The organism is Nocardia sp. Root136, from assembly GCF_001427185.1.
GTDB classification, from domain to species: Bacteria; Actinomycetota; Actinomycetes; order Mycobacteriales; family Mycobacteriaceae; genus Nocardia; species Nocardia salmonicida.
In genome coordinates, this window is sequence record NZ_LMFE01000007.1 from 56,109 (window position 1) to 81,806 (window position 25,698).

The window sequence follows — 25,698 nt, forward strand, 5'->3', positions numbered from 1 at the left end:
GACCCGCAACGCCGACGAAACACGCCGCTCACTCACGGTAAAAAACGGGGACTACAACCTGTTACATGAGTGAGGCACATCCCGTCGACACCAGGCTGCCGTTCGCTCGGCAACTGGCTTTCGGCATTCAGCACGTCCTGATCATGTACACCGGCTGTATCACCGTGCCGCTGGTCTTCGGTGCGGCCGCCGGACTGGACCGGGCGACGATCGCGCTGTTGATCAGTGCTGATCTGCTGGTCGCGGGCATCATCACGCTGGTGCAGAGCCTCGGCGTGGGCAAGCTGGCCGGTGCGCGACTGCCGATCGTGTGTGGCGCCACGTTCGTCGGGCTCAACCCGATGATCCTGATCGCCAAGGAATACGGGCTCGACGCTGTGTACGGGTCGATGCTGATCGGCGGTGTGGTCGGTGTCGCACTGGCGTGGCCGTTCGCGCGGGTGGTGCGGTTCTTCCCGCCGCTGGTCACCGGGACCGTGCTCACCGTGGTCGGGGTATCGCTGATCGGGGTCGCCGGTGGCCTGATCATCGGGACCGATCCGAAGTCGTCGAGCTTCGCCTCGCCGTCGAATATCGGGCTGGCCGCCGTGGTCGTGCTGATCGCGGTCGGCTTCGTGTGCCTCGGGCGCGGCGTGTGGTCGCAGCTCGGCGTGCTGATCGCGTTGGTCGCGGGCATCGTGATCGCGCTGCCGATGGGCCTGATCAATACCGGCGGAGTCGGTACCGCCGACTGGATCGGCATCCCGCAGCCGTTCCACTTCGGGTCACCGCAGTTCCCGGTGACCGCGGTGGTGGCGATGAGCATCGTGATGGCCGTGGTGTTCGCCGAGTCGACCGCGAGCATGCTGGCGATCAGCGAGATCACCGGCAAACCGCTCAGCAGAGGCGATCTGGCGCGTGGCCTGGTCGGCGACGGTCTGTCGGGCGTGCTCGGCGGCATTTTCACCGCGTTCGTCGACACCATCTTCAACCAGAACGTCGGCGCGGTCTCCACAACCAGGGTCTTCAGCCGGTATGTCACCGCGGTGAGCGGTGCGATCCTGGTGGTGCTCGGGCTGGTGCCACGCATCGGCGAGGTGGTCGCGGTGATTCCGAAACCGGTGGTCGGCGGGGTCGGGCTGGTGTTGTTCGCGACGGTCGCCGTTGTCGGCGTCACCACGCTACTGAAAGCCGATTTGATGGACCGGGTCAACGCCACCGTCGCGGCGACCGCCATCGGCATCGGCCTGCTGCCGGTGTTCACCAAGGACATGTTCGACAAGTTCCCCACCTCGGCCCAGATCCTTCTCGACAGTGGCGTCACCCTCGGCGCGGCCACCGCGTTCCTGCTCAACCTGGTCTTCAACCACACCCGTCTGGGCACCCTCGCTCGCGCCACGACGACACCACCGCCACCGCCACCCCTGCCCAGCACCCCGAAACCCGCCGTCACCGCCTGATCGAGCCGAAAGAACGAGTCCCGACCGTATCCACTCCCTGCCACGACGTCATTCCCAGCCCCGAACGACCCGACCTCGAGGAGGGTCCGCCGACGCAGTCGGCGGTTCGCGCCCGTCCCGTCGATCAGGTGCCGTTGCGTAGGCGACGAAGGAGCAAGCAACGGTGCCTGATCGGCGGGACCGCCGGGGGCGCGAACTCGAGCGCGCCAGCGCTCCAAAAACTACTGTGTGGGCATGGAGATAGCAGGCAAGGTCGCGATCGTCACCGGCGCGGGTGCGGGCATAGGCGCCGCTCTCGCTTATCGTCTAGTCGCCGGTGACGCGCGGGTTGTCGTCGCCGATCTCGATGCGGACAGCGCTGCGAAGGTGGCGGCCGAACTCGGCGACAAGGCGATCGCGGTCGGTGGCGATGTGGCCGATGAGCTGGTCGTCGCGGAGTTGATCGCCACCGCCGAACGCGAATTCGGGCCGGTGGACCTGTATTTCGCGAACGCGGGCATCGGCGGCGGACCCGGTCTCGACAGCACCGAGGCCCAGTGGGCGAGCACGATCGAGGTGAATGTGATGGCCCACGTGCGGGCCGCCAAGCTGCTCGTTCCCGGTTGGCTCGAGCGCGGCAGCGGTTATTTCGTCTCCACCGCGTCGGCGGCGGGCCTGCTCACGCAAATCGGTTCCGCCCCTTACTCGGTGACCAAACACGCCGCCGTCGGCTTCGCGGAATGGCTCTCGGTCACCTACGGCGACAAGGGCATTCGCGTGAGCTGCCTGTGTCCGATGGGTGTGGACACCCAGCTGCTCACCGGTGGCCTCATCCCCGACGCCCCGGAGGCGGGCGCGCTGGCGATCAAGGCCGTGAAGACGGCGGGCGCGGTGCTCTCCCCCGAGGAAGTCGCCGACACCGTCGTCGAAGCGATGGCCGCGGAACACTTCCTGATCCTGCCGCACCCCGAGGTATTGCAGATGTACCGCAACAAAGGTTCCGACTACGACCGGTGGATTTCCGGCATGCGCCGATTCCAGTCCATGCTCGGAGCGTGAGAACCGGTCGGTCCGCGAGAAAAATTTCGGCGAGGTAGCGGCGAGATCGCTCGATTCCTGCCACGATGGTCGGTAGCCGCCGGTCACGATCCGCTGCCCGGCGGAGGTCTACGCGGAGATCCGGCGATGGCACACCTGATGTATTTCAAGAAGGTTCGCGACGAACGCACCGAGGTCGAGTACCACTGGGGACCGAGCCGAGAACAACTCGACTCGTCGGTGGTGATCGACAAAACCACCTTCGCCGCACTACCCGGACCGCCGGGCTACTCGCCGGCGGGCCAGATCATCCTGCGCGCTCGCCGCGGCAGCGAATGGCCCGAGGTAGGGGTCATAGCATCCTGAACGCATACCGCGACGGACTCCAGAGCAGTCGACGCCCCGAGGTAGGAGTCATAGCATCCTGAGCGCTACTCGGTGACGAGCTCTGCTGCCGCGATACGCACTACCTCGGGTATCGCGACCGGTTTGCGGGTGTCGACGTCGACATAGACGTGGACGAATTCGCCGGACGCGGCGAGCTCCAGACCGGCGTCGCCCTCGCGGAAGATCGCCAGATCGTAGGTGATGCTCGAGTTGCCGAGGCGGGCGATCCGCAGCCCCACCTGCAACTGGTCGGGGAAGCTGACCGATCCGTGGAACCGGCACGAAGTCTGCGCGACGACGCCGAGCGCGGGCAGCGCGGTGATGTCGGCGCCGGTGGCGCGCATCAGCCAGGCGTTTACGGCGGTGTCGAAGTAGGAGTAGTAGGTCACGTTGTTCACGTGGCCGTACTGGTCGTTGTCGGCCCACCGGGTCGGCATCGGCCACAGGACGGGATAGCTCATCGGGCCATCATGCCGCGCGACCCTGTCGATGGTCGCGCGGGCTCACCCCGAAGTGCCGTTTGAAGGCGGTGCTGAGCGCGAACGCGCTGCCGTACCCCACCTGGTGGGCGATGGATTCCACCGTCGCATCGGATTCGGCGAGCAGATCGGCCGCGAGCGAGAGCCGCCATTCGGTCAAGAAGCTCATCGGCGGCTCCCCGACCAACTCGGTGAACCGGCGGGCCAGCGCGGCGCGGGACATGCCGACGGCCTCGGCCAGGGCCACCACCGTCCACGGATGCGCCGGATTGTGCTGGAGCAGCCGCAGGGCCTTGCCGACCAGCGGGTCGCTGTAGGCGTGGTACCAGGCGGGGGCGTCGTCGCGGGCGAACCAGGCGCGCAAGGCGGCGATGAGCAGCAGGTCGAGCAGTCGGTCCAGGACGACGGTTTGCGCGGGCAGGTCCTTGGTCGCCTCGTCGACGAGCAGGTCGAGCAGTCGAGAATCGAGCTCGCCGCGCGGCAGCACCGCGACCTGCGGCAGCGCGCGCAGCAAGCGCCTGCTCACCGCACCCGCCGATTCGTAGGTCCCGGTGACCATCAGCGTCTCACCATCGGGATCGGTGCCCCACTGCCGGACACCGAGACTCAATGTCTCGCACAGGATTTCACCGTCGGGCGTCGTGGATACCTGTCCCGGACGGATGACGACCTGGGGTTCGGTCAGCGGATCGTCGGCCACCGTATACGGCTGCGGCCCACGGAAAACGGCGACATCGCCCGCGCCGAGTTGGCGCGGCGGCATCGAATCCGTACTGACCCAAGCCTTTCCGCGGATCATCGCGAGCACCGTGAGCGGGGCTTCATCCTGCACGCGCAGCGACCACGGCGGATTCAGCAGCGAACACATGAGGAACGCGCCGCGGGCGCGTGGACCTTCGAGCAGACCGGCTAACGCATCCACCCTTTCCACAGTAGACGATTTCGCGTAGACGACAACGCATGTTCGTGAGCGGCACGACGATGTTGCCGCGAGCCGCGAGGCGGTGTACTTATCTCATGACGAACACAGCCTCTCACCAGCAGCTTTCCCTCATCACCGGCGCGACGGGCAAGACCGGCAGCCGAGTGGCGGCGCTCCTCGAAGCCGCCGGTCGGCCGGTCCGCCACGGCTCACGCACCGCCGCGATCCCCTTCGACTGGACCGACCGCGAGACCTGGGCACCCGCACTCACCGGCGTCGACTCCGTCTACCTCGCCTTCCAGCCCGATCTGGCTGTTCCCGGCGCACCGGACACCATTCGCGCGTTCACCGCCGCCGCCCGATCCGCGGGCGTGCGCTCGGTGGTACTGCTTTCCGGTCGCGGTGAACCCGAAGCGCTGGAATGCGAAGAGATCGTGCGGGATTCGGGTCTGAGCTGGACCATCGTGCGCTGTGCCTTCTTCGCCCACAATTTCAGCGAAGGCGCCTTCGTCGACGACGTGCTCGCCGGTGCGGTGGCGCTGCCCAACGGCGATGTGCCGGAGCCGTTCGTGCACGTCGACGACATCGCCGAGGTGGCGGCCGCCGCGCTCACCGACCCTCGCCACGAGGGTCAGCTCTACGAGCTCACCGGCCCACGCGCCCTGACCTTCGCCGACGCGGTCGGCGAGATAGCCGCTGCCACCGGTCGCGAGATCGCCTTCATCCCCGTGTCCCGGCCGGAATTCGTTGCGGCCCTCAGTGAATACCAGGTCCCCGACGACGTGATCAGCCTGCTCGACTACCTCTTCGGCACCATCCTCGACGGGCGCAACACCCCCACCGCCGACGGTGTCCGCCGCGCCCTCGGCCGCGAAGCCCGCGATTTCACCGACTACGCCAAGGAGACCGCCGCCACCGGAGCCTGGACACCCCAGCAGTAACATCGCGATCTACGACGGGGGTCCGGTCACGCCCGGTACCGTCGAAGTGGTGAGTTCAGCGACGATCGACCGCCGCCTTCGCCTCGGCAGGGCCGCGGTGTTCGCGACCTTCACGCTGAACGGGTTCCTGCTCGCCATGTGGGTGGTCCACATTCCGGCGATCACCGATCGGACCGGAGTGTCGGCCTCGACGTTGGGGATGTTCGTCCTCTTGCTGGCGGGTGCCGCGATCGTGGGGATGCGGCTGGCCGGGCCAGCGGCCGATCGGTTCGGCAGCCGCACCCTGGTCGCGCTGGCCGCGTCCGCGGTGTCGGTGACGGTGCTCGGGCCAGCGCTGGCGACCGGACCCGCGAGTCTGGCGATCGCGTTGATCTGCTTCGGTTTCGGCAACGGCGCGCTCGATGTCTCGATGAATACCCAAGCGGTGCACGTGGAACGGGCCTATCGCCGCCCGATCATGTCGGCTTTCCACGCGATGTTCTCCGGCGGCGGGTTCGCGGGTTCGCTGGTCGGCGCCGCCACCCAGCGGGCCGGTTGGTCGCCGCAGGTGACGTTGACCTGTGCGGGCATCGCCGGACTCGTCACCACCGCGCTGCTGGTCCCCCATCTCCTCAGCCACCATCGGCCGGAAACCAGCTCGCGCCCGGAGCACTACGACGCACCTGGTGACGGCCAGGCGCCACACGGCCCGTCCGCTCACCATGCTGTGTCAGCACTCGACAAAGAACCACTCGGTGGAGCCAGTACTTCTGCACTACCCGACCACAGCTCCGGCCATCACGGTCTCGACACAATGTCCGGTCGAGCTGAGGCGGACGCGCGAACCCGTCGCGAACGCACACGAAAGGTAGTGTCGCTCGGCGTCATCGCGTTCGTCCTGCTCCTCGCGGAGGGGGTGGCGGGCGATTGGAGCGCCTTGCAGGCCCGCGAACATCTCGGCGTCTCCGATGCCGATGCCGCACTGGCGTTCGGCTCCTTCTCCGCGACGATGACCCTCGGACGCTTCCTCGCCGATCGGGTGAGCGGCGCCATCGGCCCGGTAGCCATCGTCCGCTACGGAAGCCTGCTCGCCGCAGGAGGATTCGCCCTCGTCATCGCCTCCCCCTGGCTCCCGCTCACCCTCCTCGGCTGGGCGATGTGCGGGCTCGGCCTCGCCGGCGGCGTTCCCCAGATCTTCTCGACCGCAGGCAATCTCGGTGGCACGACAGCCGCCACCGATATGTCCCGCGTCTTCACGATCGGATACCTCGGCCTCCTGGCAGGCCCCGCCATGATCGGCTGGCTCACCGCCGTCATTCCGCTCACCGCGGCGCTGCTCGTACCCCTCGTACTCACCCTCGCCTGCGCCATCGCCGCGCCGGTTGTCCGCCGCTGAAATCACTTGTCCTGGAGGGAAGCAGGCGGTGCCGATCGCTAGAGGTACATGCCGACGTCGGTCGAATGGTCGATGGTCGACTGGATCTGGATGCCGCCATCGCGGTGGGCAACCAGCTCGGCCAGGGTCGCGCCGTCGGGGAAGCTCGACTCGGCCGGAACGCCGTCTTGGCGGGCCAGCCACTCGTTGGCTTCTGTCGCCGAGAGTCGGCCCACCTCGAGTTGGGCCAGGCAGCGGCCCGGCCGGACGACAGCGGGGTGCAGCCGGGAGAGGTCTTCGTTGGTGGTGATCGCGATCAACACATTGCGGCCCTGGCCGAGCATGCCGTCGGTGAGATTGAGCAGCCGCGAAAGCTTCTGGCCCGCCGCTTCTTTCGCCTCGCCGCGGATGAGTTCGTCGCAGTCCTCCAGCACCAGCAGCCGCCAGCGGCCGTCCTCGTCGTCGCCGTCGGCACCCGCCGCGACTTCCATCAGGTAGCCGGGATTGCTGAACAGTTCTTCCGGGTCTACGACGCAGTCGACCTGACACCACGGCGCCCACGACCGCGCCAGCGCACGCAGCGCGGTGGTCTTGCCGGTGCCGGGCTCACCGTGCAGCAGCACCAGCCGACCCTTGATATCGGCGACGCCGAGCCCCATCAATCGCTCCATGCCCGCGGCCACCCCGCCGGTGTAGTTCCCGCGAATGTCCGACCAGGCGGGTGCGGCGATCTGGCGGCGTCTGCGCGCGGGGCGGCGCACGTCCATGTGCCAGAACCCCATCTCGACCGTGGCTTCACTGTCACGTGACAGTGAAGCGCCTTCGGTGGCCTTGGCCAACACTTCGACGGCGAGTTCGTCGCTCACCGCGGTCACTTCGATCGTGGCCGAACCACTCGCCCACCGCACGGCCCGCAGCGCCCAACCGTCACCGGCCGCGAGCAACGCACTGCTGTCGTCGTCGGCGACCGAGCGGACGATCCGCGAGTCGATCGGCCGCAGCGGCGCGTCGGGACGCACTCGGTCCAGGTGGGCTTGGCGGGCGAAGGGCTGGTCGCCGCGCAGGAACGGGGCAAGGGCCAACGCGTCGATCGCATCGCGGGTGGAATAGGTGGAGTCGATGGTCGCCGACCACGGAAACGGCTTCTCCTGATCCTCCGGTCGACGCGGCGAATCGACGAGCCTGAGCTGTTCGTTACGTGTGGACACCGAGCCCATCCTCGTAGCCGTCCGCCGGGAATGTCCAATGACTTACGGCGAGCACGGCCGGAAAACTCACTGGCACCGGAGGTGTACCCGTCGGTACGGTCGTAGTGTGACGTCGACTCAGCACGACCAGTCCCCGCCGGAATCCACCACGAGGGCCGGGGTCAAGGAGTGGATCGGGCTCGCCGTCCTCGCCCTGCCGACGCTGCTCATCTCGATGGACATGAGCGTGCTCTACCTGGCGATCCCCAGCATCAGCGAAGCACTCGAACCCAGCAGTTCACAACTGCTGTGGATTCTCGACATCTACGGCTTTCTCGTCGCCGGCTTCCTCATCACCATGGGCACCCTCGGCGACCGCATCGGCCGCCGCAAACTCCTGATGATCGGCGCGCTCGCCTTCGGCATCGCCTCGGTGATCGCCGCGTACTCGACCAGCGCGAACATGCTGATCGGCACCCGCGCGCTGCTCGGCATCGCGGGCGCGACGCTGATGCCGTCCACGCTGGCGCTGATCCGCAACATGTTCCACGACGACCGCCAGCGCACCGCCGCGATCAGCGTGTGGATGACCAGTTTCATGGTCGGCATGGTGATCGGACCGCTCGTCGGTGGCGCGATGCTCGAGAATTTCTGGTGGGGTTCGGTGTTCCTGGTCGCGGTGCCCGCGATGGTGTTGTTGCTGGCGACCGGCCCGTTCCTACTGCCCGAGTACAAGGACCCGAACCCGGGCAAGCTCGACATTCTCAGCGCGGTGCTGTCGCTGCTGTCGGTGATGGGTGTCATCTACGGCATCAAGGAGCTCGCCAAGGACGGCTGGTCGATCGAGGCCGTCGGCGTCCTGGTCGCCGGTCTGGTGCTCGGCACGGTGTTCGTCCTGCGACAGAAGCGCCTGACCAACCCGCTGATCGACCTGCACCTGTTCGGCAATGTCCGGTTCAGCGGCTCGCTGGTCGCGTTGATGGTGGCCATGCTGGCGATGGGTGGGCTGTTCCTGCTGCTCTCGCAGTATCTGCAACTGGTGCTGGGCCTTTCGGCATTCGAGGCCGGATTGTGGACCGTGCCGCAGGCGGCCGCGATGGTGGTGGCGGCCGGTGTGGTGAGCGCGCTCGCGCCCAAGATCCGGCCCGCGTACCTGATGACCGGCGGTCTGATCATCGCCATGGCTGGGTACGCGCTGTTCACTCAGCTCTCCGGCACCGACGACCTCGCGTTGATCGTCACCGGCATGGTGGTGTTCTCGCTCGGCCTGAGCCCGATGTTCGTACTCGGCCTCGACCTGATCGTCGGCGCGGTGGATCCGGAACGCGCCGGTGCCGCCTCGGCCATCTCCGAAACGGGTCAGGAACTCTCGGCCGCACTCGGCGTCGCGGTGATCGGCAGCATCGGTACGGCCGTCTACCGCGGACAGATGACAGAGCAACTGCCCGCCGGACTTCCGCCGGAGATCACGCACACCGCAGAGGACACGCTCGCGGGCGCCCTGTACGTCGCGTCAGCGCTGCCCGAACCCTTCGGCGACGAGCTGACCACAATCGCCCGCGAGGCCTACACCCATGCGCTGCAAGTGAATTCGGTGGTCGGCATCGGGCTGACCGCTGTCGCCGCCGTGCTGGTCATGACGCTGTTGCGCCAGATCCCCGCGCCGAACGAGAAGGTAGCCGACACCGACTGACCGGTGCGGTGCGGACACAACGAATCCCGCCCGGTGCTGATTCCGGGCGGGATTCGATTCTCGCTGAGTTGTCCCCTCCGCGAGGTTCGGTTCGGCCGATTCGGCCGAGGTCGTTCGCCTACTTGGCCGGGGCCGGGTTGTTCGGCATCGGGGAGTTGATCGTGGTGAAGTACTGCACGGCAGCCATGATCGCGACGGGAGCGGTGATGAAGATCTGGCCCGCCAGGGTGCCGAGCGCGCCGATGGCCATGATGCCGGCGATGCAGCCGACTGCCGCGGCCGGAATGAACGGACCGAACATGCCGACGATGGTGGCCGAGGCGATGGTGGCGCCGGCGATGCCGCCGAGAACGCAACCGATCGCGCCACCGCCGAGGCCGCCGACCAGGGTCGCGATGCTGGCGCCCAGGGAGATGGTGCCGGTCATGCGGCTCCACGCGGCCTGCTCACGGTCGTACTCGCTCTTCCACGGAGCCACGTTCTCGTAAGGCAGCGCGACCGGCTTGTAGGTGGCGTGCGCCAGGTCGAACTGCGGGGTCAGCGTGGCGGTGCGCCCGGAGATGTCGGCGGCGATCGGGAAGACGAATTCGTCTACCCGGAAGGACAATTCGGTACCGGCGACGGTGGTGCCGTTGGCCGCCTTGATCTTGAATACGCCGTCCTCGACCACCATCGAGCCCGCGTCCGTACCGATGATCGTCGAGGTCTCGGTGGTCGTGGAGGTGTAGTTGATCGGCTCATCCGCCGCGGGTGCTGCGTGGCTGGTTCCGGCAGCGATGCCGAGGGCAACGCTGACGGTGGATGCCAGCAGAGCGAATTTTGTGATTTTCACGGGGGTGAACCTTTCGTGTTCCTCATCATGAGATGCGCGGCGCACAAGCTGTGGTCCGAACGAGATGTGACCATAGCGAGGTAAGCCTCACCTATCAAGACCTTGCTTAGGCTAACCTCCAAGGCGACCGAGTTTCTGCCGCGAGAGAGAACCCTGATGAGAAATCCGCGTTGGTGCGGGTGGCTTCTTGCCGCATTCGCGCTGGTCGCAGTCTGTGCTCTCAGCTTGCTGGTCGGCACGAAAGCCATTGCGATCGGCGAAGTCTGGCAGGCACTGTTCGGCGCGAGCACCACCCCCGATCACGTGACCGTCACCGAGTACCGCGTGCCGCGCACGCTGCTCGGACTGCTCGTCGGGCTCGCGCTCGGCGTCGCGGGCTGCTTGATGCAGGGCCTGACCCGCAACCCGCTGGCCGACCCCGGTCTGCTCGGCGTCAACGCGGGCGCGGCCTTCGCGATCACCATCGCCGTCGCGATGTTCGGCGTGAGCGAGATCACGTCGTATGTCTGGTTCGGGTTCCTCGGCGCCGCCCTGGTGTCGGTGGTCGTCTACCGCGTGGGCACCGCGGGCCGATCCGGCACCGATCCGGTGCGCCTGACGCTGGCAGGTGTCGCCGCCACCGCGGTTCTCGGCGGTCTGACCAGGGGCTTGATCCTGATGCACCCCAAGGCTTTCGACGAAATGCGCCAATGGGATTCCGGCGGACTCACCGGACGCGGATTCGAGATCCTCTACGGCGCGACCCCGTTCATCGTGGTGGGCCTGATCATCGCGGCGCTGTGCGCGCGCTCGCTCAACGCGGTGGCGCTCGGCGACGATCTTGCGCACTCGCTGGGTGTGCACGTGGGGCGCACACGCTTGTTCACCGCGCTGGCGGTAGTACTGCTGTGCGGCACCGCGACTGCCGCGGTGGGCCCGATCGCGTTCGTCGGTCTCGCGGTTCCACATGTGGCCAGGTGGCTGATCGGACCCGACCAGCGCTGGATCTTCGCCTATTCGCTGGTGCTGGCGCCGATCCTGGTGCTGTCGGCCGACATCGTGGGCCGCCTCATCATTCGTCCCGATGAAGTCCCCGCCGGCCTGGTCACCGCGTTCCTCGGGGCGCCGGTACTGATCTGGCTGGCCCGCCGCGCAAGAGTAGGTGCCGCCGCATGAGTTCGACGATCGATTTCGGCCGCGCGATGCTGGTGATCCGGCCGCGCGGAGCGCGTTTCTCCGCCCGCATCGGCGTGCGCACCCTCGTGGTGTGCGCTGTCCTGCTGACGATTTCGGTGGTGACGGCGGTGCTGGCACTCGGCAGCGGCGACTATCTGATCCCGCCACTGCGGGTGCTGCGCGCACTGGTGATCGGCGACGAGCGGTTCGACCGGCTGGTGGTGTGGGACTGGCGGCTGCCGCGCATCCTGCTCGCCCTGATCCTCGGTGCGGCACTGGGCGTGAGCGGCGCCATCCTCCAGTCGGTGACCCGAAATCCGCTGGGCAGCCCGGACATCGTCGGCTTCAACACCGGCGCCTACACCGGCGCGCTGATCGCCATCCTGACCCTCGGCGGTGGGCACCTGCAGACCGCGACCGGTGCGGTGATCGGCGGGCTCGGCGCCGCGTTGGTCATCCATCTACTCGCGTTCCGGCACAACGTGGCCGGATTCCGGCTGATCATCGTCGGCATCGGTGTCAGCGCCATGCTCGCCTCGATCAACACCTGGCTGATCCTGCGCGCCGACCTGGACGCGGCGATGTCGGCGGCGGCCTGGGGCGCGGGCACGCTCAACGGACTCTCGTGGCCGCAGGTGGGTCCCGCGGTGGTGATCCTCGCGCTGCTGGCGATCGCGCTGATCCCGGCTGCCCCCCGCTTGCAGATCCTCGAACTCGGCGACGACACCGCTCGCGCGTTCGGCCTGAACGTCAGCAGGGCGATGCTGTGGCTGATCGTGCTCAGCGTCGCGTTCACCGCGGTGGCGACGGCGGTCGCGGGCCCGATCGCGTTCGTCGCCCTCGCCGCACCGCATCTGGCGCGCAGGCTGGCTCGCACACCGTCGATCGCGCTCGCGCCCTCGGCGGCGATGGGAGCGATGTTGCTGATCACCTGCGACTGGATCGCCCAGCACGCGTTCGCCCCGACCACCGTGCCGGTCGGCCTCGTCACCGTCTCGGTCGGTGGCCTGTACCTGGCGTATCTGCTGGTCGCCGAGGCGCGACGGAACTAGGAAAGCGAAAAGATGAACGACACTTCACGGCTGCGCGCCGACCGGGTCCGCCTCGGCTACAAGGGCACCACGATCAGCGACCAACTGTCGGTGGACATCCCGGACGGCAAGTTCACGGTGATCATAGGCCCGAACGCGTGCGGCAAGTCCACCCTGCTGCGCGCACTGGCCCGGCTGCTGACCCCCGAGTCGGGGACCGTGCTGCTCGACGACAAACCGATCAGCTCCTACCCGGCCAAGCAGGTGGCCCGGCAGATCGGGCTGCTGCCGCAGACTTCGACCGCGCCGGACGGCATCCGCGTCGCCGATCTCGTTGCGCGCGGGCGCTATCCGCATCAGACGCTGCTGCGGCAGTGGTCGAAGGCCGACGAGGAAGCCGTCGCGTCGGCCATGGCGGCGACCGGTGTCACCGAGTTGTCGGCACGGATGGTCGACGAGCTGTCAGGCGGTCAGCGCCAGCGGGTGTGGATCGCGATGGTGCTCGCTCAGGACACCCCGCTGATCCTGCTCGACGAGCCGACGACCTACCTCGACATCGCCTATCAGATCCAGCTTCTGGATCTGTGCCGGTCACTGAACCGCGAATCCGGGCGGACCGTCGTGGCCGTGCTGCACGACCTGAACCACGCGTTCCGCTACGCCGATCACCTCATCGCCATGCGCGACGGGCGGGTGGTCGCGACGGGTGCGCCCGCCGACATCGTGACCGCCGAGCTCGTCGACGAGGTCTTCTCGTTGCGGTGCCGAATCGTCGACGACCCGGAAACCGGTACGCCACTGGTGATTCCGCTGGCAGAAGACGCCGCCAAGGTGCGCTAGACCTGCGGCGATGCGGTAGCCAAACATAGGTATTCCGCAATCAGTTAAGTTAGGCTAACCTAACCGATTGTGAATGTGACGAGGGAGGGAGTTGCCGTGAACGATGGTCTCGAGTTGCCGCTGACCGGACCGCAGCTCGGCATCTGGAACGCCCAACGCTTCGATCCCGAGTCCGGGCGCTACCTGGTCGGCGAGGTCCTGGAGATCACCGGGGACGCGCCGATCGATGTCGACTCCCTGAGCGAGGCGATCCGTCGCACCGTCACCGAGGCCGAGAACATGCGGCTGCGATTCACCGAAACCGCCGACGGGCCGAGGCAATTCGTGAGCGATGCCGAGGCGGTGCTGCGCCCGACCGTCGATCTCCGAGCGGCGGCGGAGCCGATGGCCTTGGCCTACGAGGCTGTCGCGCTGGAGCGCGCGCAGGCCGCGCAACGGTGCCGAGGCATGGTCGACCGGCAGCTCTACAACTACACGCTGATCCGGATCTCCGACTGCGTGGTGTGGTGCGTGCAGCTCTACCACCACCTCATCGTCGACGGTTACAGCGCGGCGCTGCTCTCGCGCCGGGTCGCCGCCCACTACACCTCCCTGCGACGCGGAACACCTTCGCCGAAACAAACTTTCGGAACCATCGCCGAGCTGGTCGCCGAGGAGCAGGCCTATCGGGCCGGGCCCGAATTCGAGGCCGACCGCGCCTACTGGCGCGACCAGCTCACACCGTGGCCTGATCTCGACGGTCGCGGTCGCCACCTCGGCGGTGCGGTCGAGCGGACGATCCGCGCCGAAGCCATCCTGTCCATCGAACTGCTGGCTGCACTGCGCGAGGGCGCCGAACGGCACGGCATCACGTGGGCCGACGCGCTCGTCGCCTGCTACGCCGCGTTCCTGCACCGCCGACTCGGCACCGCTGATGTGGTGGTCTCGATGCTGCTGATGGGCCGGGTCGGCCGCGCCGCCCTGCGCACGCCCGCCATGGCGGTGAACGTACTTCCCCTCCGGGTCAGGGTGAGCGCGGGCGATCGGCTCGGCGAGCTGGGCCCCCGCGTCGCCGACACCCTGCGCGAGGTCCGTAAGCACCAGCGCTACAGCGGCGACGACCTCGCCCGCGACTTCCACGGTCACGGTGCGGGCGAACTCCTGCACGGAATCGGCATCAACCTCAAGGTTTTCGACTTCACCCTCGATTTCGACGGTGCGCGTGGTGTTCTGCGCAATGTGGCAGGCGGGCCACCGGAGGACCTGGGGCTGACCGTCACTCCACTGCCCGACGGCACGGTGCTGCTCGGATTCGAATCCGACGCGCGAACCAACGACGCGGACACGGTGCGCGGGCGGATCGCCGGGTTGGTCCGGGTGATCGAGTCTTTCACCGGGTCGGACAAGATCGCGGTGGGTGCGCTCGACCTGCTCGATCCGGCCGAGCGCACACGGTTGCTGGCCGCGCGGTCGACGGCAATGCAGCTCCCAGACAGCGAAACCCGGGCTCCTCGCGACGACGAGCCGTCGGTCGCGATGGTCCCCGACGTTCTCGAACAGGTGCTCGCCGAGCAACCGGACGCCGTGGTGCTGAGTTCGGCTGAGGCCGAGTACACCGCCGCCGAACTTCGACTCAGGGTGAACCGGCTCGCGCGCTTCCTGCGCGGTGCCGGGGTCGGGCCGGATGCGATCGTCGGTCTCGCGCTACCCCGCGATGTGGAATTCGTTGTCGCGTTGCTCGCCGTCTGGCGGGCGGGTGGCGCCTATCTGCCCTTGGATCCGGAACATCCGGTCTCCCGGCTGCGAGCGACGATCGCGGACGCGAGCCCCGCTGTGGTGCTCAGCGTCGGCGAGTTGGCGACCCAGCTCGGTGACGACGCCGTCGCGATCGACGACACCGACTTCCGCGCGCGCCTCGACGACCACGCGGACACCGACTTCGATCTCGCGGTGAGGCCCGAGCACGCGGCCTACGTCATCTACACCTCGGGCTCGACCGGTCAGCCGAAAGGTGTTGTCGTAGAGCACGGGTCCGTGGCCGCGCTCGTCGCCGCGCACCGCGCCGGGATCCACAGCGCTGCCGCGAGCCGTGCGGGCAACCGTCAGCTGACCGTCGCGCACACCACCTCTTTCGCCTTCGACGCCTCGCTCGACCCACTGCTGTGGATGACGGCCGGACATCGAATCCACGTGTACGACAGCGATACCCGACGTGACCCGGCCGCCCTGGTCGAGGCTTTCGCCCGGGACGGCATCGACGTCGTCGACGGCACTCCGTCGTTGGTCGCCGCCCTGCTCGAACACGGCTTGACCAGCGAACTACCGTCGGCAGCAGCACAGTCGAGCCCGGTCGGCCGGAAGTCGGCGACAGCGCGCCCGCCGCTGACGCTGGTGATCGGCGGCGATGCCTGCTCGGCGGAGCTGTGGGGCGCGATCGACCGTGGCGGGTTCGCGGCGGTCAATCTGTACGGCCCGACCGAGGCGACGGTGGATGCGATCGGGGCGCCGATCGACAGCGCCGGCCCACGAATCGGGATGCCGGTCGCGGGATCGCGGGCTCATTTGTTGGACAACGGATTACAGATCGTCGCCGACGGACAGGTGGGCGAGCTGTATCTCGCCGGTCCGCAAATCGCGCGAGGCTATCTCGGCCGGTTCGCCACTACCGCACAGTCTTTCGTCGCCGATCCCTACGGTCCGCCGGGAGCGCGGATGTACCGCACCGGCGACCGGGCGCGCTGGGTTCCCGGGCTCGGCTACGAATACCTGGGCCGGGTCGACAACCAGGTGAAGATCCGCGGCCACCGTGTCGAACTCGGTGATGTGGCGGCGGCACTTGACGGTCTGCCCGAGATCCGCACCGCGGCAGCCGATATTCGCGACTTCGCCGGGCGTCCCACCCTGATCGGCTACGTCGTCGCCGCGACCGGCAACCTCGATACCTCGGCCGCACGCACCCGCCTGGCCGACCTGGTCCCCGAGCACATGGTGCCGGCACGACTCGTCGTCCTCGACGCCCTGCCCACCACGGTCAACGGCAAACTCGACCGCACTGCGCTACCGGACCCCGCGACCGACGAGTCCGGACGCGCACCGGCCACCGCCGCCGAACATGCTGTCCACCAGGCGATCTCGAACACCCTCGGCCTCGACACCGTCAGCATGGACGACGACTTCTTCGCCGTCGGCGGCGACAGCATCACCGCCATCACCGTCAGCAGCGGCCTGCGCGCCAAGGGCCTCACCCTCCTCCCCCAGCAACTGCTGACCCGGCGCAGCCTCGCCGCGCTGGCCGCGGAAGCGGCCCCCGAGCCGCAACATCCCACGACCGCAGTGGGATTCGAGTCGGCAACCGCTGTCTCGTCGTCGCTCCCGACAGCGCCCGGCCGCCTGATCGCAGCGCTCGCGCAGAGCGACGTGGACGAGTTCAGCGCTACCTATGGACCGGTCGCCGACGTGCTCCCGCTGTCCCCCTTGCAGGAGGGATTGCTGTTCCACGCGCTGCGCGACGGCGCCGCCGACGTGTACACGATGACGGCCCGGTTCAGCCTCGACGGCGTCGTCGATCCGGAGCGGATGGGTGCGGCGTTCGCGAGCATGCTGCGGCGGCATCCGAACCTCGGCGCGGCGTTCAGCTATGAACAGTTCGACCAGCCGGTGCAGATCGTTCCGCGGACACCGGGGGTCTCGTGGCAGGTCGAGGATCTGCGTGAGACACCTGATCCCGAAGCGCGAGCGCGGCTTTCGGTGCGGCGCGCCGGCTCCGAACCGTTCGACATCGATCAACCGCCGCTGATCCGCGGCCTCCTGATCCGCCTCACCGACACCTCGCACTGGCTGGTCCTGATCGCCCATCACCTCCTGGCCGACGGCTGGTCGGTACCGACGATGGTCCGGGAAACCCTCGCCCTCTACACCGGCGAGACCCTCTCGACCCCCGCCTACTTCGGCGACTACCTCACCTGGCTCGCCACCCGCGACACCACAGCGACCCTGCACTGGTGGACCGAAAACCTCACCGGCCTGCGCGCGCCGACCCTGCTCGCCGCCACCCCTACGGAGCCGACCACGAACGGCGTTGGAGCACCGCGCTCGGCGGATTCGACGAGGGCCCAGCGACAGCGTCCAGTCGGACTTCGGGTTCCGCTGACCGCCGACGTGGCGACGGCCTTGGCCGAGAACGCCCGGCGGCACGGGCTGACCATGAATACCGTGCTGCAGGGCGCGTGGGCGATGGTGCTCGCGGATCACTTCGGGCGGACCGATGTGGTGTTCGGGACCGTGGTGTCCGGGCGTCCCGCCGATCTCGCCGGGGTCGGCGGGATGGTCGGTTTGTTCAGCAATACCGTGCCCGTGCGGGTATTGCTGGGGACCGGTCGGCCGGTGGCCGAGCAGCTCGGGGAGTTGCAGCAGACCTCGTTCGACGGCCAGGCTCGGGGATACCTCGGATTGGCCACCATCGAGCGGGCGCTGGGCATCGGGCGATTGTTCGATTCGCTCGTCGTATTCCAGAACTTCCCGAAAGCCGGTCTGTTGCAGCCGGATCCCGATGGGGTACAGGTGGTGGACGTCGATGTGGACGGGCTGACGGACTTCCCGGTCACGGTGACCGCGTTGCCCGGCGCCGAGTTCGCGCTGATGTTGCACCACGACGCGGCCGCGGTGCCGGGCCCGGTCGCCACGCGGCTGAGCGATCGCCTCGGCGCCGTATTGTCCACGCTGGCCGCCGATCTCGATGGGTCCGTCGAGGAAGCCATGGCTGTCGCGATGCCGTCGGAAACACACGGCGGCACGCTGGCCGACTGGTCGGTGACGGCGACGATCTCGGCCGATGCTCCGGCCGTCACCGCGAACGGCGTGACGATCTCGTTCGGTGAATTCGACAGCCGGGTCAATCGGCTCGCGCGCTGGCTCATCGACGCGGGCATTCGGCCCGAAACTGTTGTCGCGGTGGCGATGACGCGGGGCATCGAGTCGATCGTCGCCGCGCACGCGGTGTGCCGGGCAGGCGGGGTCTATCTGCCGCTGGATCCGCGCAGTCCCGCGCAGCGCGCCGACAGGATCCTCGGCACATCCCGCACGGCGCTGGTTCTCACGACCGCGGCCGACGGCTTCGCGACCGATCGCGCGCCCGTGGCGCATGTCGAAGCGTTGGATCTGTCCGATTTCTCCGATACCTCGGTCTCCGACTTCGACCGACTAGCACCACTGCTCCCCCGCAATGCCGCGTACCTGCTGTTCACCTCGGGCTCCACCGGCGAACCCAAGGGCGTGAGCGTCTCGCACGAGGCCATCGTCAACACCTTCGAGTGGATGCAGCGACGGCACCGATTCGGCACGGGCGACACCGTCTTGTACCGCACCGCGGCGACGTTCGACGCCTCCCTGCTGGAGCTGTTCCTGCCGCTGCTGGTCGGTGCGCGCGTCGTCGCAGCGCCGGTGTCGGGTCGACTCGACCGCGACCCGCACTACCTGGCCGAACTGATGGCCACCGAGCGGGTCGGCATGGTCCAGCTCACCTCGTCGATGCTCACCGTGCTCGCCGAGGAGGCCGACCTGAGCGGCTGCACCGCGCTGCGCTGCGTGATCACCGGCGGCGAACCGCTGCCGCCGCCGACCGCGGCGCGGATCAGAGCGCTCACCGGCGCCCGCGTCCACAACCTGTACGGACCCACCGAGGCCGCGGTGTGCATCACCCACCACGAGACCTCCGACGCCGACCGCGGCAATGTCCCGATCGGTCTGCCCGCCGCCGGCGCCGATGTGCGGGTTCTCGACACCCAGCTGCGCCCTGTTGCGGTCGGCGTGATCGGCGAGTTGTATCTCACGGGAACGCAATTGGCGCGCGGATACCTCGCCCGCCCGGCCCGGACCTCGGGTTCGTTCGTCGCCGACCCGCTGGGACACGGCGAACGCATGTACCGCACCGGCGATCTCGTGAGCTGGGGCCCGCACGGCGAACTCGATTACGTGGGCCGCGCCGACAGCCAGGTGAAGCTACGCGGTCAACGCATCGAACTCGGCGAAATCGAGGCAGCGCTGCTGAGCTGCCCCGGCGTCGCCCACTCGGCGGTGATCCTGCGCGAAGACACCCCCGGCGATCAACGCCTCGCCGCCTACCTGGTGGCCAAGGCGGACACCGACATCGACATCGCCGCGGTCCGTTCCGGCTTGCAGGCACGGGTGCCCGCCTACATGGTCCCGGCCGCGTTCGTCGTCCTCGACCACATCCCCCGCACGACCAGCGAGAAGATCGACCGCAAGGCCCTGCCGGTCCCGACCTATGACGCAGGCCCGAGCAAGGCCGGCGGCTCCCACGTCGCGGTAGGCACCGCGACAGCGACCGGTAGCGGCCCGCACCAGGGCGCCGAGCTGATCAGCGCCATTCGTTCGGCGATGGCAGCCGTCCTGTCCACCACCGACATCGGTGCCGACGACGACTTCTTCGAGGCAGGCGGCCACTCCCTGACCGCCGTCCGCGTGATGGGCAGGCTCCGACGGGCAGGTCTCGCGGTCGTCCTCGACGACGTCTTCGAGGCACCGACCCCACGGGGGCTCGCCGATCGGATCGCTCAGAGCGACAATGCCCCTCGCACGACTTCCCGAGCACAGGACGCGAAGGCCGACAACGCCTGGGGCTCTCGACTCGATCATGTCCTCGAACTCCGCACCACCGGATCGCGCGAGCCACTGTTCTGCGTTCACCCGGTCGGCGGTACCGCCTGGCAGTTCGGTCCCCTCGCGAAACTGCTGCGAGCCGACCGCCCGATCGTCGGCCTACAGCTCCCGACGCTGAGCGACACCACCTTCCGTGCCGAGACCATCGACGACCTGGCCGCGTACTACGTGGCCACCGTCCGCCGAATCCAACCGCACGGCCCCTACCACCTGCTCGGTTACTCCCTCGGCGGCACCGTCGCCCACGCAATGGCCGCCGCACTGACCGCGGCGGGCGAGCAGGTCGCTTTCACCGGACTGGTCGACGCGTTCGCCCTGTCCGATCTCACCGAACAGGCGACCCGCGCCCTCACCGACCCCGCCGATCTGGACCGGCTGTTGCCCGACATCCCGGACGACGCACCAGAACTGGCGACGAAACTCCGCGATGCCGCGACCACCCTGCTCGGCATGGTCACCGCGTCCACCGCGGCCGACTACGACGGCCCGATGGCGCTCTACGCCGCCGACACCGGAACCCCACCGGGCCGCACCGAGGCGCAACTGGCGGGCTGGCAGTCCGCACAGGCCCGGCTCGTGGTGCGCCGACTGCCTTACTCCCACTTCGAGATCGTGTCGCCCGCCGGCTGGGCCGAGGTCGCGGCACTTCTCGACACCGACCCGGTGATCGGCGGCTGAGCATGCAGCGCACCGCTTTTCACCGTTCGAAAAGAAAGATGAGGACAACTCCTTCCATGTTCACCACACGATCATCGGGCAGGCTCCGCGCCACCCTCGCCCTGCTGGTTCTCGCGCTGATCGCAGCGCTCACCGGCTGCGGCACCTCGTCGGGCGACACCGCCGCACCCAGCGGCCCCCGCGAGGTCCAGACTCCGAAGGGCCCGGTCTCCGTCCCTGCGGATCCGCAACGCATCGTCGTGCTCAACGGCACCCTGGCGGGCTACCTCTACGACCTCGAGGCGCCGGTCGTCGCCGCCGACCCGCGTCTGCTCGGCGTCGCGAGCAAGCCGGGTGAGTTCCCGACGGGCTGGGCCGAGGACGCGGCGAAACAGGGCACCAAGGCCCTGCCCACCGGTGAGAACATCAACCTGGAGTTCATCGCCGCCCAGCGCCCCGACCTGATCATCGGTGGCGGCCAGGGCTACCCGGCGCAGCAGTCGGTGAACGCCTACGACCAGCTCAGCGCGATCGCCCCGACCGTGCTGGTGCCGACCGAGACCACCTACTGGCAGGACCAACTGCGGGTGATCGCCGACGTGGTCGGCAAGCCGTCCGAGGTCGACCAGCTGATCGCCAACTACAAGGACAAGCTGGCCAAGGCCAAGAGCTCCATCAAGGCGCCCGCGGGCAACGCCGTCGTCATGCAGTCGCTCAAGAGCCAGAAGCCGACCGCGTTCGTGCCCACCGCCGCACTGCCCACGCTGCTCTCGGAGGTCGGCTTCACGCTGGACCGTCAGCTGGAGAGCAAGGCGGGCAACCCCGCTCGTGAAGGGAGCGCCGACTTCATCAGCTTCAGCCCGGAGTTGCTGAACACCGCGGTCGACGCGCCCGTGCTGTTCATGATCCCGCTCAACGGCGGCCGGAGCCTGGCCGAGCTGCGGGCCGACCCGATGTACGCGTCGCTGCCCTCGTTCAAGGCGAACACCGTCTTCGAGCTGCCCGCGACCAGCTCACGTCCTGACTACCGCACGGTCATGACCACGCTCGATCTGCTCGTGGAACGCTTCAAGTGACAGCGGTCGGCGGCCTGCTCATCGACATCAGCCCGCTGCGGACCTCGCGTCCGTTCCGGTGCGCGTTCGCGGCGCGGCTGGTGTCGGTGCTGGGGCTCGGGCTGCTCATGGTGGCCCTGCCGTTGCAGGTCTATCAACTGACCGGCTCGACCCTGCAGGTCGCCGGCATCGCGACGACCACCGCGGCCGCGTTGTTCGTCGGCAGTCTCGCGGGCGGTGTGATCGCCGACCGTTACGACCGGCGCAACGTGATCCAATGGTCGCGCAGCGCCGCGGGTTTCGGCTTCCTGATCCTCGGCATCAACGCGGTGCTGCCCGATCCGATGCTGTCGGTGATCTATCTGGCCGCCGTCATCGACGGACTCGCGGGCGGCGTGAGCGGCTCCGCGTTGATGGCTCTGGTCCCGATGTTGGTCGGTCGCGAGAAGATCGCGGCGGCAGGCGCTTTGACCGCGCTCACCACCGACCTCGGCACCATGATCACGCCCGCGATCGCCGGCGTGCTCGTCGCGCAGACGGGGGTGTCGGTCGCGTTCTTCCTGTGCGCGGGCGCCACCGTCGCCACAGTCGGACTGATCACGGCGATCGGGCCTGCGCCCCCGCCGGCCCGCGACCTGCAGAACCCGGTGCGCGAACTGGCGATCGGCATTCGATTCGCGATGCAGCACAAGACTATTCGCCTCATCCTGCTCACCGGCCTGCTCGCCATGCTCGTCAGCGGCCCGCTGGTGCTGTTGCCCGCCTTCGCCGAGGTCGAACTCGGCGCGGGCCCCGGCACTCTCGGCCTGCTCTACGCCGCGCCGGGCGCCGGTGCGGTTCTCGGCTCGCTCACCAGCGGCTGGATGAGTCGCACCCGCTACAACGGGCTCGCCCTGCTGATCTCGCTGGCCCTCATGCCACTGGGCGTGATCGCCGCCGGACTGTGGTCGCACGCGGCGCTGGTGTTTCTCGGGCTGGCCGGATTCGGCCTGGCCAGGGCGGTGAACATCGTGCTGCGCTACACCCTGCTGCAACAGCAGGCGCCCGAGGAACTGCGCGGCCGGATGGCCGGACTTCTCATGGTGCAGTCGGTGACCGGCACCGCGATCGGCTCGATGGCCGCCGGTTTCGTCGGCCAATTCTTCGCACCGGGTTCCGCGCTCGTGTTCTACGGCGTCGCGGTCCTGGTTCTCACCGGCGTGGTGGCGCTTGCCGCCGGGCCGCTGCACGGAAAGGAACAGCAGTGACAGATCGCAGTGGCTATGCCGCGCGCATCGCCGAAGTGCTCGCCAGTGAGCACGGCGCCAAGGTCCCGTATCCGATCGGATTGCAGGAAGTGGAGGTGATCCGCACGGTGGCGGTCGGGGCCGGGCTGCTCAGGATCACCTTCGGCGGACCCGATATCGCGTCCTTCCACAGCTATGTGCCGGATGAGCATGTGCGCCTGGTATTTCCGTGTGAGGACGGGGTGCTGCGGCTGCCCGCGCGCGACGGTCAGTCACTCGAGTGGGGCAACCCGCGCCCGGTGTCGCGCGAGTACACGGTGCGCCGCCACAGCATCGCCGACAACGAACTCGATATCGATTTCGCGATCCACCCCGGCGGCTTGGCCTCGGAGTGGGCAAGCGCGGCGACCCCGGGCACCAAGATCCACATCGCGGGCCCTCCCGGTGGCGTCGTCGTCCCGGAGTCCTACGACCGGTTCCTCTTCGTCGGTGACATCACCGCGCTGCCCGCCATCGCGCGCTGGCTGGAACGGCTGTCGCGGACCGCGCGGGGCTGGGCCTTCATCGAGGTGACCGGGCCCGAGGAAGAGATCGAGATCGACGCGCCGGCGGGCATCGAGGTGCGCTGGCTGCACCGCGGCGACCTGGAGCCGGGCACCGGCGACGCGCTGGAGAAGGCGGTTCGCGGGGTGGAAGTCCCTGCCGGGCAAAGGGTTTACGCCTGGGTCGCCGGCGAGGCGGGGTGCCTGCGTGGCATCCGCAAGGTGGTGCGCGGCGAACTCGGCATCGGTCCCAAGGACTCACTGATCGCCGGGTACTGGAAGCGCGGCGTCGCCGACTTCGATCGAGAGGAATGAGCGATGACCGACGAACAAGTCATCTCGGATGTGGCCACAGCACTGGGTGTCGACCGATCCGAACTGGCTGCCGATACCGACCTGCTTGACGCGGGCCTGGACTCGGTTCGCATCATGTCGCTCGTGGAGAAATGGCGGTCGGCCGGACATGCAGATATCGACTTCCCCACGCTCGCCGGTGATCCCGTGCTCGGGTCGTGGATCGAACTGCTGGCCTGATCGCGTGCTGCGGGCCGGGGCCGGCTCGAAATCCGCGCCGCCCCCGGCTCGGTCAGGTGCCGTGCGCCCCGTCGGCGAGTGCCTGCCGCAGATCCTTGCGGCTGGTCTTGCCGACGCCGGTTTCCGGGAATTCGTCGACGACCACCACCGTGTCGGGCATCTTCCACGCCGCCACTCCGCGCGAGCGCACGAACTTGCGCACCGAGATCAGCGTGGGTCGCTGTGCGGGGTCGATCGGCTGGACGAAGGCGCAGATGCGTTGACCCAGGACAGGATCCGGCGTTCCCACGATGACGGCGTCGCGGACCGCGGGATGTTCGAGCAGGTGCGCCTCGAGCTCTTCGGCCGATACCTTCTCGCCGCCACGGTTCACCCAGTCGCCCGCGCGGCCCGCGACCACGAGATTGCCGTCGGGGCGCACGGACACGATGTCGCCGGTGCGGTACCAGCCGTCGGCGGTGAAGCTGCGGGCATCGGCGTCGGGGTTGTCGTAGTAGCCGCGAATGGTGTACGGGCCCTGCGTGATCAGGTTCCCGGTCGACCCCGGCGCCACCTCGACGCCGTTGTCGTCGACGACGGCGAGCTGGTCGTGCTCCGACATCGGCCGTCCCTGTGTGCTCACCACCACGTCGATCGGGTCGTCGAGCCTGGTGTAGCAGACCAGACCCTCGGCCATCCCGAACACCTGCTGCAAGGTCACGCCGAGCGCGGGACCGATCCGGCGGGCCAGCTCGTCCTGGCACCGTGCCCCGCCGACCTGGAGGACCCGCAGACTGGACAGGTCGGGGGTCTCGCCCGCCTCCGCGCGCTCGGTCCACAGCCGGGCCAGCGGGGGCACCAGACCCGTGATGGTGACGCCGAACCGCTCGATCAGCGGAAAAGCCGTCGCCGGAGTCGGATCCGGCGTCATCGCGACCGCACCGCCTGCCCACAGCGCGCCCAGGATGCCGGGCGAACTCATCGGGAAATTGTGCGCGACGGGCAGTGTCGCGAGGTAGACGCAGGCGTGATCGAGTTCGCAGATCTCGGCGCTGCGGCGCACACTGTAGAGGTAGTCGTCGTGGGTGCGGGCGATGAGCTTCGGGATACCCGTACTGCCGCCGGACAGTTGCAGGAACGCCACGTCGTTCGGCGACGGTCCCGCCAATTCAGCTGGGGCGTCACGGTATTCGTCGATGTCGTGCGCGTCGTCGGGCAGCGACAGGCAGTCGACCAACAGCAGGTGACGCAGACTCTCGACCTCGCCGCGCACCTCGGCGGCCAGCGCCGCGTAGTCGAAACGCTGGTGGGTGCCGCAGGTGATCATGGCCTTCGCCGCGGCGGCACGGGCGATCGGCACCAGCTCGGCCTTGCGGTGGGCGGGCAGACAGAACACCGGCAGCGCGCCGAGTTTGAACAGCGCGAAGATCACCTCGACGAATTCCGCGCGGTTGGGAAGCTGCACCAGCACCCGGTCACCGGGCGCGATGCCGAGGCGGGCCAAACCGGTGGCGAGCGAGCGGGAACGGCGCTCGAGCTCGGCATAGGTCCAGCTGTTCGCGTCGTCCAGGACCGCGATCCGGTCCGGCGCCGCGACCGCGCGCGCGGTGAGCACATCGCCGAATGTCTCACCGGTCCAACAGTTCTGCTCTCGATATCGTTGCGCCAGCTCAGCGGGCCACGGAGTGAATCCGGGGAGCACGGGATCGGTCAAGTCGAGCACCTCTTTCCAGCGGATCTTCGAAGTTCCTCGCCGGAAGCTGTAAGGGAA

19 protein-coding genes are annotated in these 25,698 nt (G+C 68.4%); 14 read left to right on the forward strand and 5 right to left on the reverse strand.

From position 1 onward, the window contains the following. Positions 1-65 precede the first annotated feature (65 nt). The 3 genes from ASD42_RS17455 to ASD42_RS17465 all read left to right on the forward strand — a co-directional run bounded on the left by ASD42_RS17455 (position 66) and on the right by ASD42_RS17465 (position 2,822). Positions 66-1,439, forward strand: coding sequence for a uracil-xanthine permease family protein (locus ASD42_RS17455; protein ID WP_056817973.1), 1,374 nt, complete (start codon positions 66-68; stop codon positions 1,437-1,439). A gap of 234 nt (positions 1,440-1,673) precedes the next feature. Then, positions 1,674-2,477: an SDR family oxidoreductase gene (locus tag ASD42_RS17460; protein WP_056817975.1), complete on the forward strand. Its 804-nt coding sequence runs from the start codon at positions 1,674-1,676 to the stop codon at positions 2,475-2,477. Positions 2,478-2,603: 126 nt separating this feature from the next. Beyond that, complete coding sequence (locus ASD42_RS17465; RefSeq protein ID WP_056817977.1) at positions 2,604-2,822, forward strand: hypothetical protein; 219 nt, start codon at positions 2,604-2,606, stop codon at positions 2,820-2,822. A 65-nt stretch (positions 2,823-2,887) separates the two neighbouring features. Here the strand turns inward: ASD42_RS17465 and ASD42_RS17470 are convergent, their stop codons facing one another. Both ASD42_RS17470 and ASD42_RS17475 read right to left on the reverse strand, forming a co-directional pair. Beyond that, positions 2,888-3,304, reverse strand: a complete 417-nt coding sequence (locus ASD42_RS17470; RefSeq protein ID WP_056817979.1) for an acyl-CoA thioesterase — start codon at positions 3,302-3,304, stop codon at positions 2,888-2,890. A gap of 7 nt (positions 3,305-3,311) precedes the next feature. Next, positions 3,312-4,244, reverse strand: a complete 933-nt coding sequence (locus ASD42_RS17475; RefSeq protein ID WP_056817981.1) for an AraC family transcriptional regulator — start codon at positions 4,242-4,244, stop codon at positions 3,312-3,314. Between the two features lie 95 nt (positions 4,245-4,339). Between ASD42_RS17475 and ASD42_RS17480 the strand changes: the two genes are divergently transcribed. Both ASD42_RS17480 and ASD42_RS17485 read left to right on the forward strand, forming a co-directional pair. Continuing rightward, a complete protein-coding gene (locus ASD42_RS17480; RefSeq protein ID WP_056817983.1) occupies positions 4,340-5,185 on the forward strand; it encodes an NAD(P)H-binding protein in 846 nt (281 codons plus the stop codon). Between the two features lie 7 nt (positions 5,186-5,192). Then, positions 5,193-6,560 (forward strand): MFS transporter, encoded by a 1,368-nt coding sequence (locus tag ASD42_RS17485; protein WP_063893682.1) that lies wholly within the window; start codon positions 5,193-5,195, stop codon positions 6,558-6,560. Positions 6,561-6,598: 38 nt separating this feature from the next. Here ASD42_RS17485 and ASD42_RS17490 read toward each other — a convergent pair whose 3' ends face one another. After that, the gene (locus ASD42_RS17490; protein ID WP_056817985.1) at positions 6,599-7,756 is read right to left on the reverse strand and encodes a DUF5925 domain-containing protein; all 1,158 of its coding nucleotides are present in this window, start codon (positions 7,754-7,756) and stop codon (positions 6,599-6,601) included. Between the two features lie 97 nt (positions 7,757-7,853). Between ASD42_RS17490 and ASD42_RS17495 the strand changes: the two genes are divergently transcribed. After that, complete coding sequence (locus tag ASD42_RS17495; RefSeq protein WP_056817987.1) at positions 7,854-9,419, forward strand: MFS transporter; 1,566 nt, start codon at positions 7,854-7,856, stop codon at positions 9,417-9,419. Between the two features lie 118 nt (positions 9,420-9,537). Here ASD42_RS17495 and ASD42_RS17500 read toward each other — a convergent pair whose 3' ends face one another. Then, entirely contained in the window at positions 9,538-10,251 is a 714-nt protein-coding gene (locus ASD42_RS17500) for a hypothetical protein (protein ID WP_056817989.1), read from the reverse strand. A 156-nt stretch (positions 10,252-10,407) separates the two neighbouring features. On the opposite strand from ASD42_RS17500, the gene ASD42_RS17505 reads away from it, so the two are divergent. From ASD42_RS17505 to ASD42_RS17540, 8 genes are all read left to right on the forward strand, one after another. Then, positions 10,408-11,406: an iron chelate uptake ABC transporter family permease subunit gene (locus ASD42_RS17505; protein ID WP_056817991.1), complete on the forward strand. Its 999-nt coding sequence runs from the start codon at positions 10,408-10,410 to the stop codon at positions 11,404-11,406. After that, positions 11,403-12,458: a FecCD family ABC transporter permease gene (locus ASD42_RS17510; protein ID WP_056817993.1), complete on the forward strand. Its 1,056-nt coding sequence runs from the start codon at positions 11,403-11,405 to the stop codon at positions 12,456-12,458. Before ASD42_RS17505 ends, ASD42_RS17510 begins: the two co-directional genes overlap by 4 nt. Positions 12,459-12,470: 12 nt before the next feature. After that, a complete protein-coding gene (locus ASD42_RS17515) occupies positions 12,471-13,277 on the forward strand; it encodes an ABC transporter ATP-binding protein (RefSeq protein WP_056817995.1) in 807 nt (268 codons plus the stop codon). 96 nt (positions 13,278-13,373) lie between these two features. Continuing rightward, entirely contained in the window at positions 13,374-20,612 is a 7,239-nt protein-coding gene (locus ASD42_RS17520) for an amino acid adenylation domain-containing protein (protein WP_056817996.1), read from the forward strand. 56 nt (positions 20,613-20,668) lie between these two features. Continuing rightward, complete coding sequence (locus tag ASD42_RS17525) at positions 20,669-21,667, forward strand: ABC transporter substrate-binding protein (RefSeq protein WP_084787188.1); 999 nt, start codon at positions 20,669-20,671, stop codon at positions 21,665-21,667. Beyond that, entirely contained in the window at positions 21,664-22,893 is a 1,230-nt protein-coding gene (gene entS, locus ASD42_RS17530; protein WP_056818000.1) for an enterobactin transporter EntS, read from the forward strand. The genes ASD42_RS17525 and entS overlap by 4 nt, the downstream gene beginning before the upstream one ends. Next, positions 22,890-23,729 (forward strand): siderophore-interacting protein, encoded by an 840-nt coding sequence (locus tag ASD42_RS17535; protein WP_056818002.1) that lies wholly within the window; start codon positions 22,890-22,892, stop codon positions 23,727-23,729. Before entS ends, ASD42_RS17535 begins: the two co-directional genes overlap by 4 nt. A gap of 3 nt (positions 23,730-23,732) precedes the next feature. Next, positions 23,733-23,948, forward strand: coding sequence for a phosphopantetheine-binding protein (locus ASD42_RS17540; RefSeq protein ID WP_056818004.1), 216 nt, complete (start codon positions 23,733-23,735; stop codon positions 23,946-23,948). Positions 23,949-24,000: 52 nt separating this feature from the next. Here the strand turns inward: ASD42_RS17540 and ASD42_RS17545 are convergent, their stop codons facing one another. After that, positions 24,001-25,650: a (2,3-dihydroxybenzoyl)adenylate synthase gene (locus ASD42_RS17545; protein WP_084787189.1), complete on the reverse strand. Its 1,650-nt coding sequence runs from the start codon at positions 25,648-25,650 to the stop codon at positions 24,001-24,003. Between the last annotated feature and the right edge of the window lie 48 nt (positions 25,651-25,698).

What these genes read in the sequence shown, in the direction of transcription:
- ASD42_RS17465 (WP_056817977.1), top strand. Translation starts at nt 2,604, where the DNA reads ATGGCACACCTGATGTATTTCAAGAAGGTTCGCGACGAACGCACCGAG.
- ASD42_RS17470 (WP_056817979.1), bottom strand. Translation starts at nt 3,304, where the DNA reads ATGAGCTATCCCGTCCTGTGGCCGATGCCGACCCGGTGGGCCGACAAC.
- ASD42_RS17540 (WP_056818004.1), top strand. Translation starts at nt 23,733, where the DNA reads ATGACCGACGAACAAGTCATCTCGGATGTGGCCACAGCACTGGGTGTC.
- ASD42_RS17460 (WP_056817975.1), top strand. Translation starts at nt 1,674, where the DNA reads ATGGAGATAGCAGGCAAGGTCGCGATCGTCACCGGCGCGGGTGCGGGC.
- ASD42_RS17525 (WP_084787188.1), top strand. Translation starts at nt 20,669, where the DNA reads ATGTTCACCACACGATCATCGGGCAGGCTCCGCGCCACCCTCGCCCTG.
- ASD42_RS17505 (WP_056817991.1), top strand. Translation starts at nt 10,408, where the DNA reads ATGAGAAATCCGCGTTGGTGCGGGTGGCTTCTTGCCGCATTCGCGCTG.
- ASD42_RS17490 (WP_056817985.1), bottom strand. Translation starts at nt 7,756, where the DNA reads ATGGGCTCGGTGTCCACACGTAACGAACAGCTCAGGCTCGTCGATTCG.
- ASD42_RS17510 (WP_056817993.1), top strand. Translation starts at nt 11,403, where the DNA reads ATGAGTTCGACGATCGATTTCGGCCGCGCGATGCTGGTGATCCGGCCG.
- ASD42_RS17515 (WP_056817995.1), top strand. Translation starts at nt 12,471, where the DNA reads ATGAACGACACTTCACGGCTGCGCGCCGACCGGGTCCGCCTCGGCTAC.
- ASD42_RS17480 (WP_056817983.1), top strand. Translation starts at nt 4,340, where the DNA reads ATGACGAACACAGCCTCTCACCAGCAGCTTTCCCTCATCACCGGCGCG.
- ASD42_RS17455 (WP_056817973.1), top strand. Translation starts at nt 66, where the DNA reads ATGAGTGAGGCACATCCCGTCGACACCAGGCTGCCGTTCGCTCGGCAA.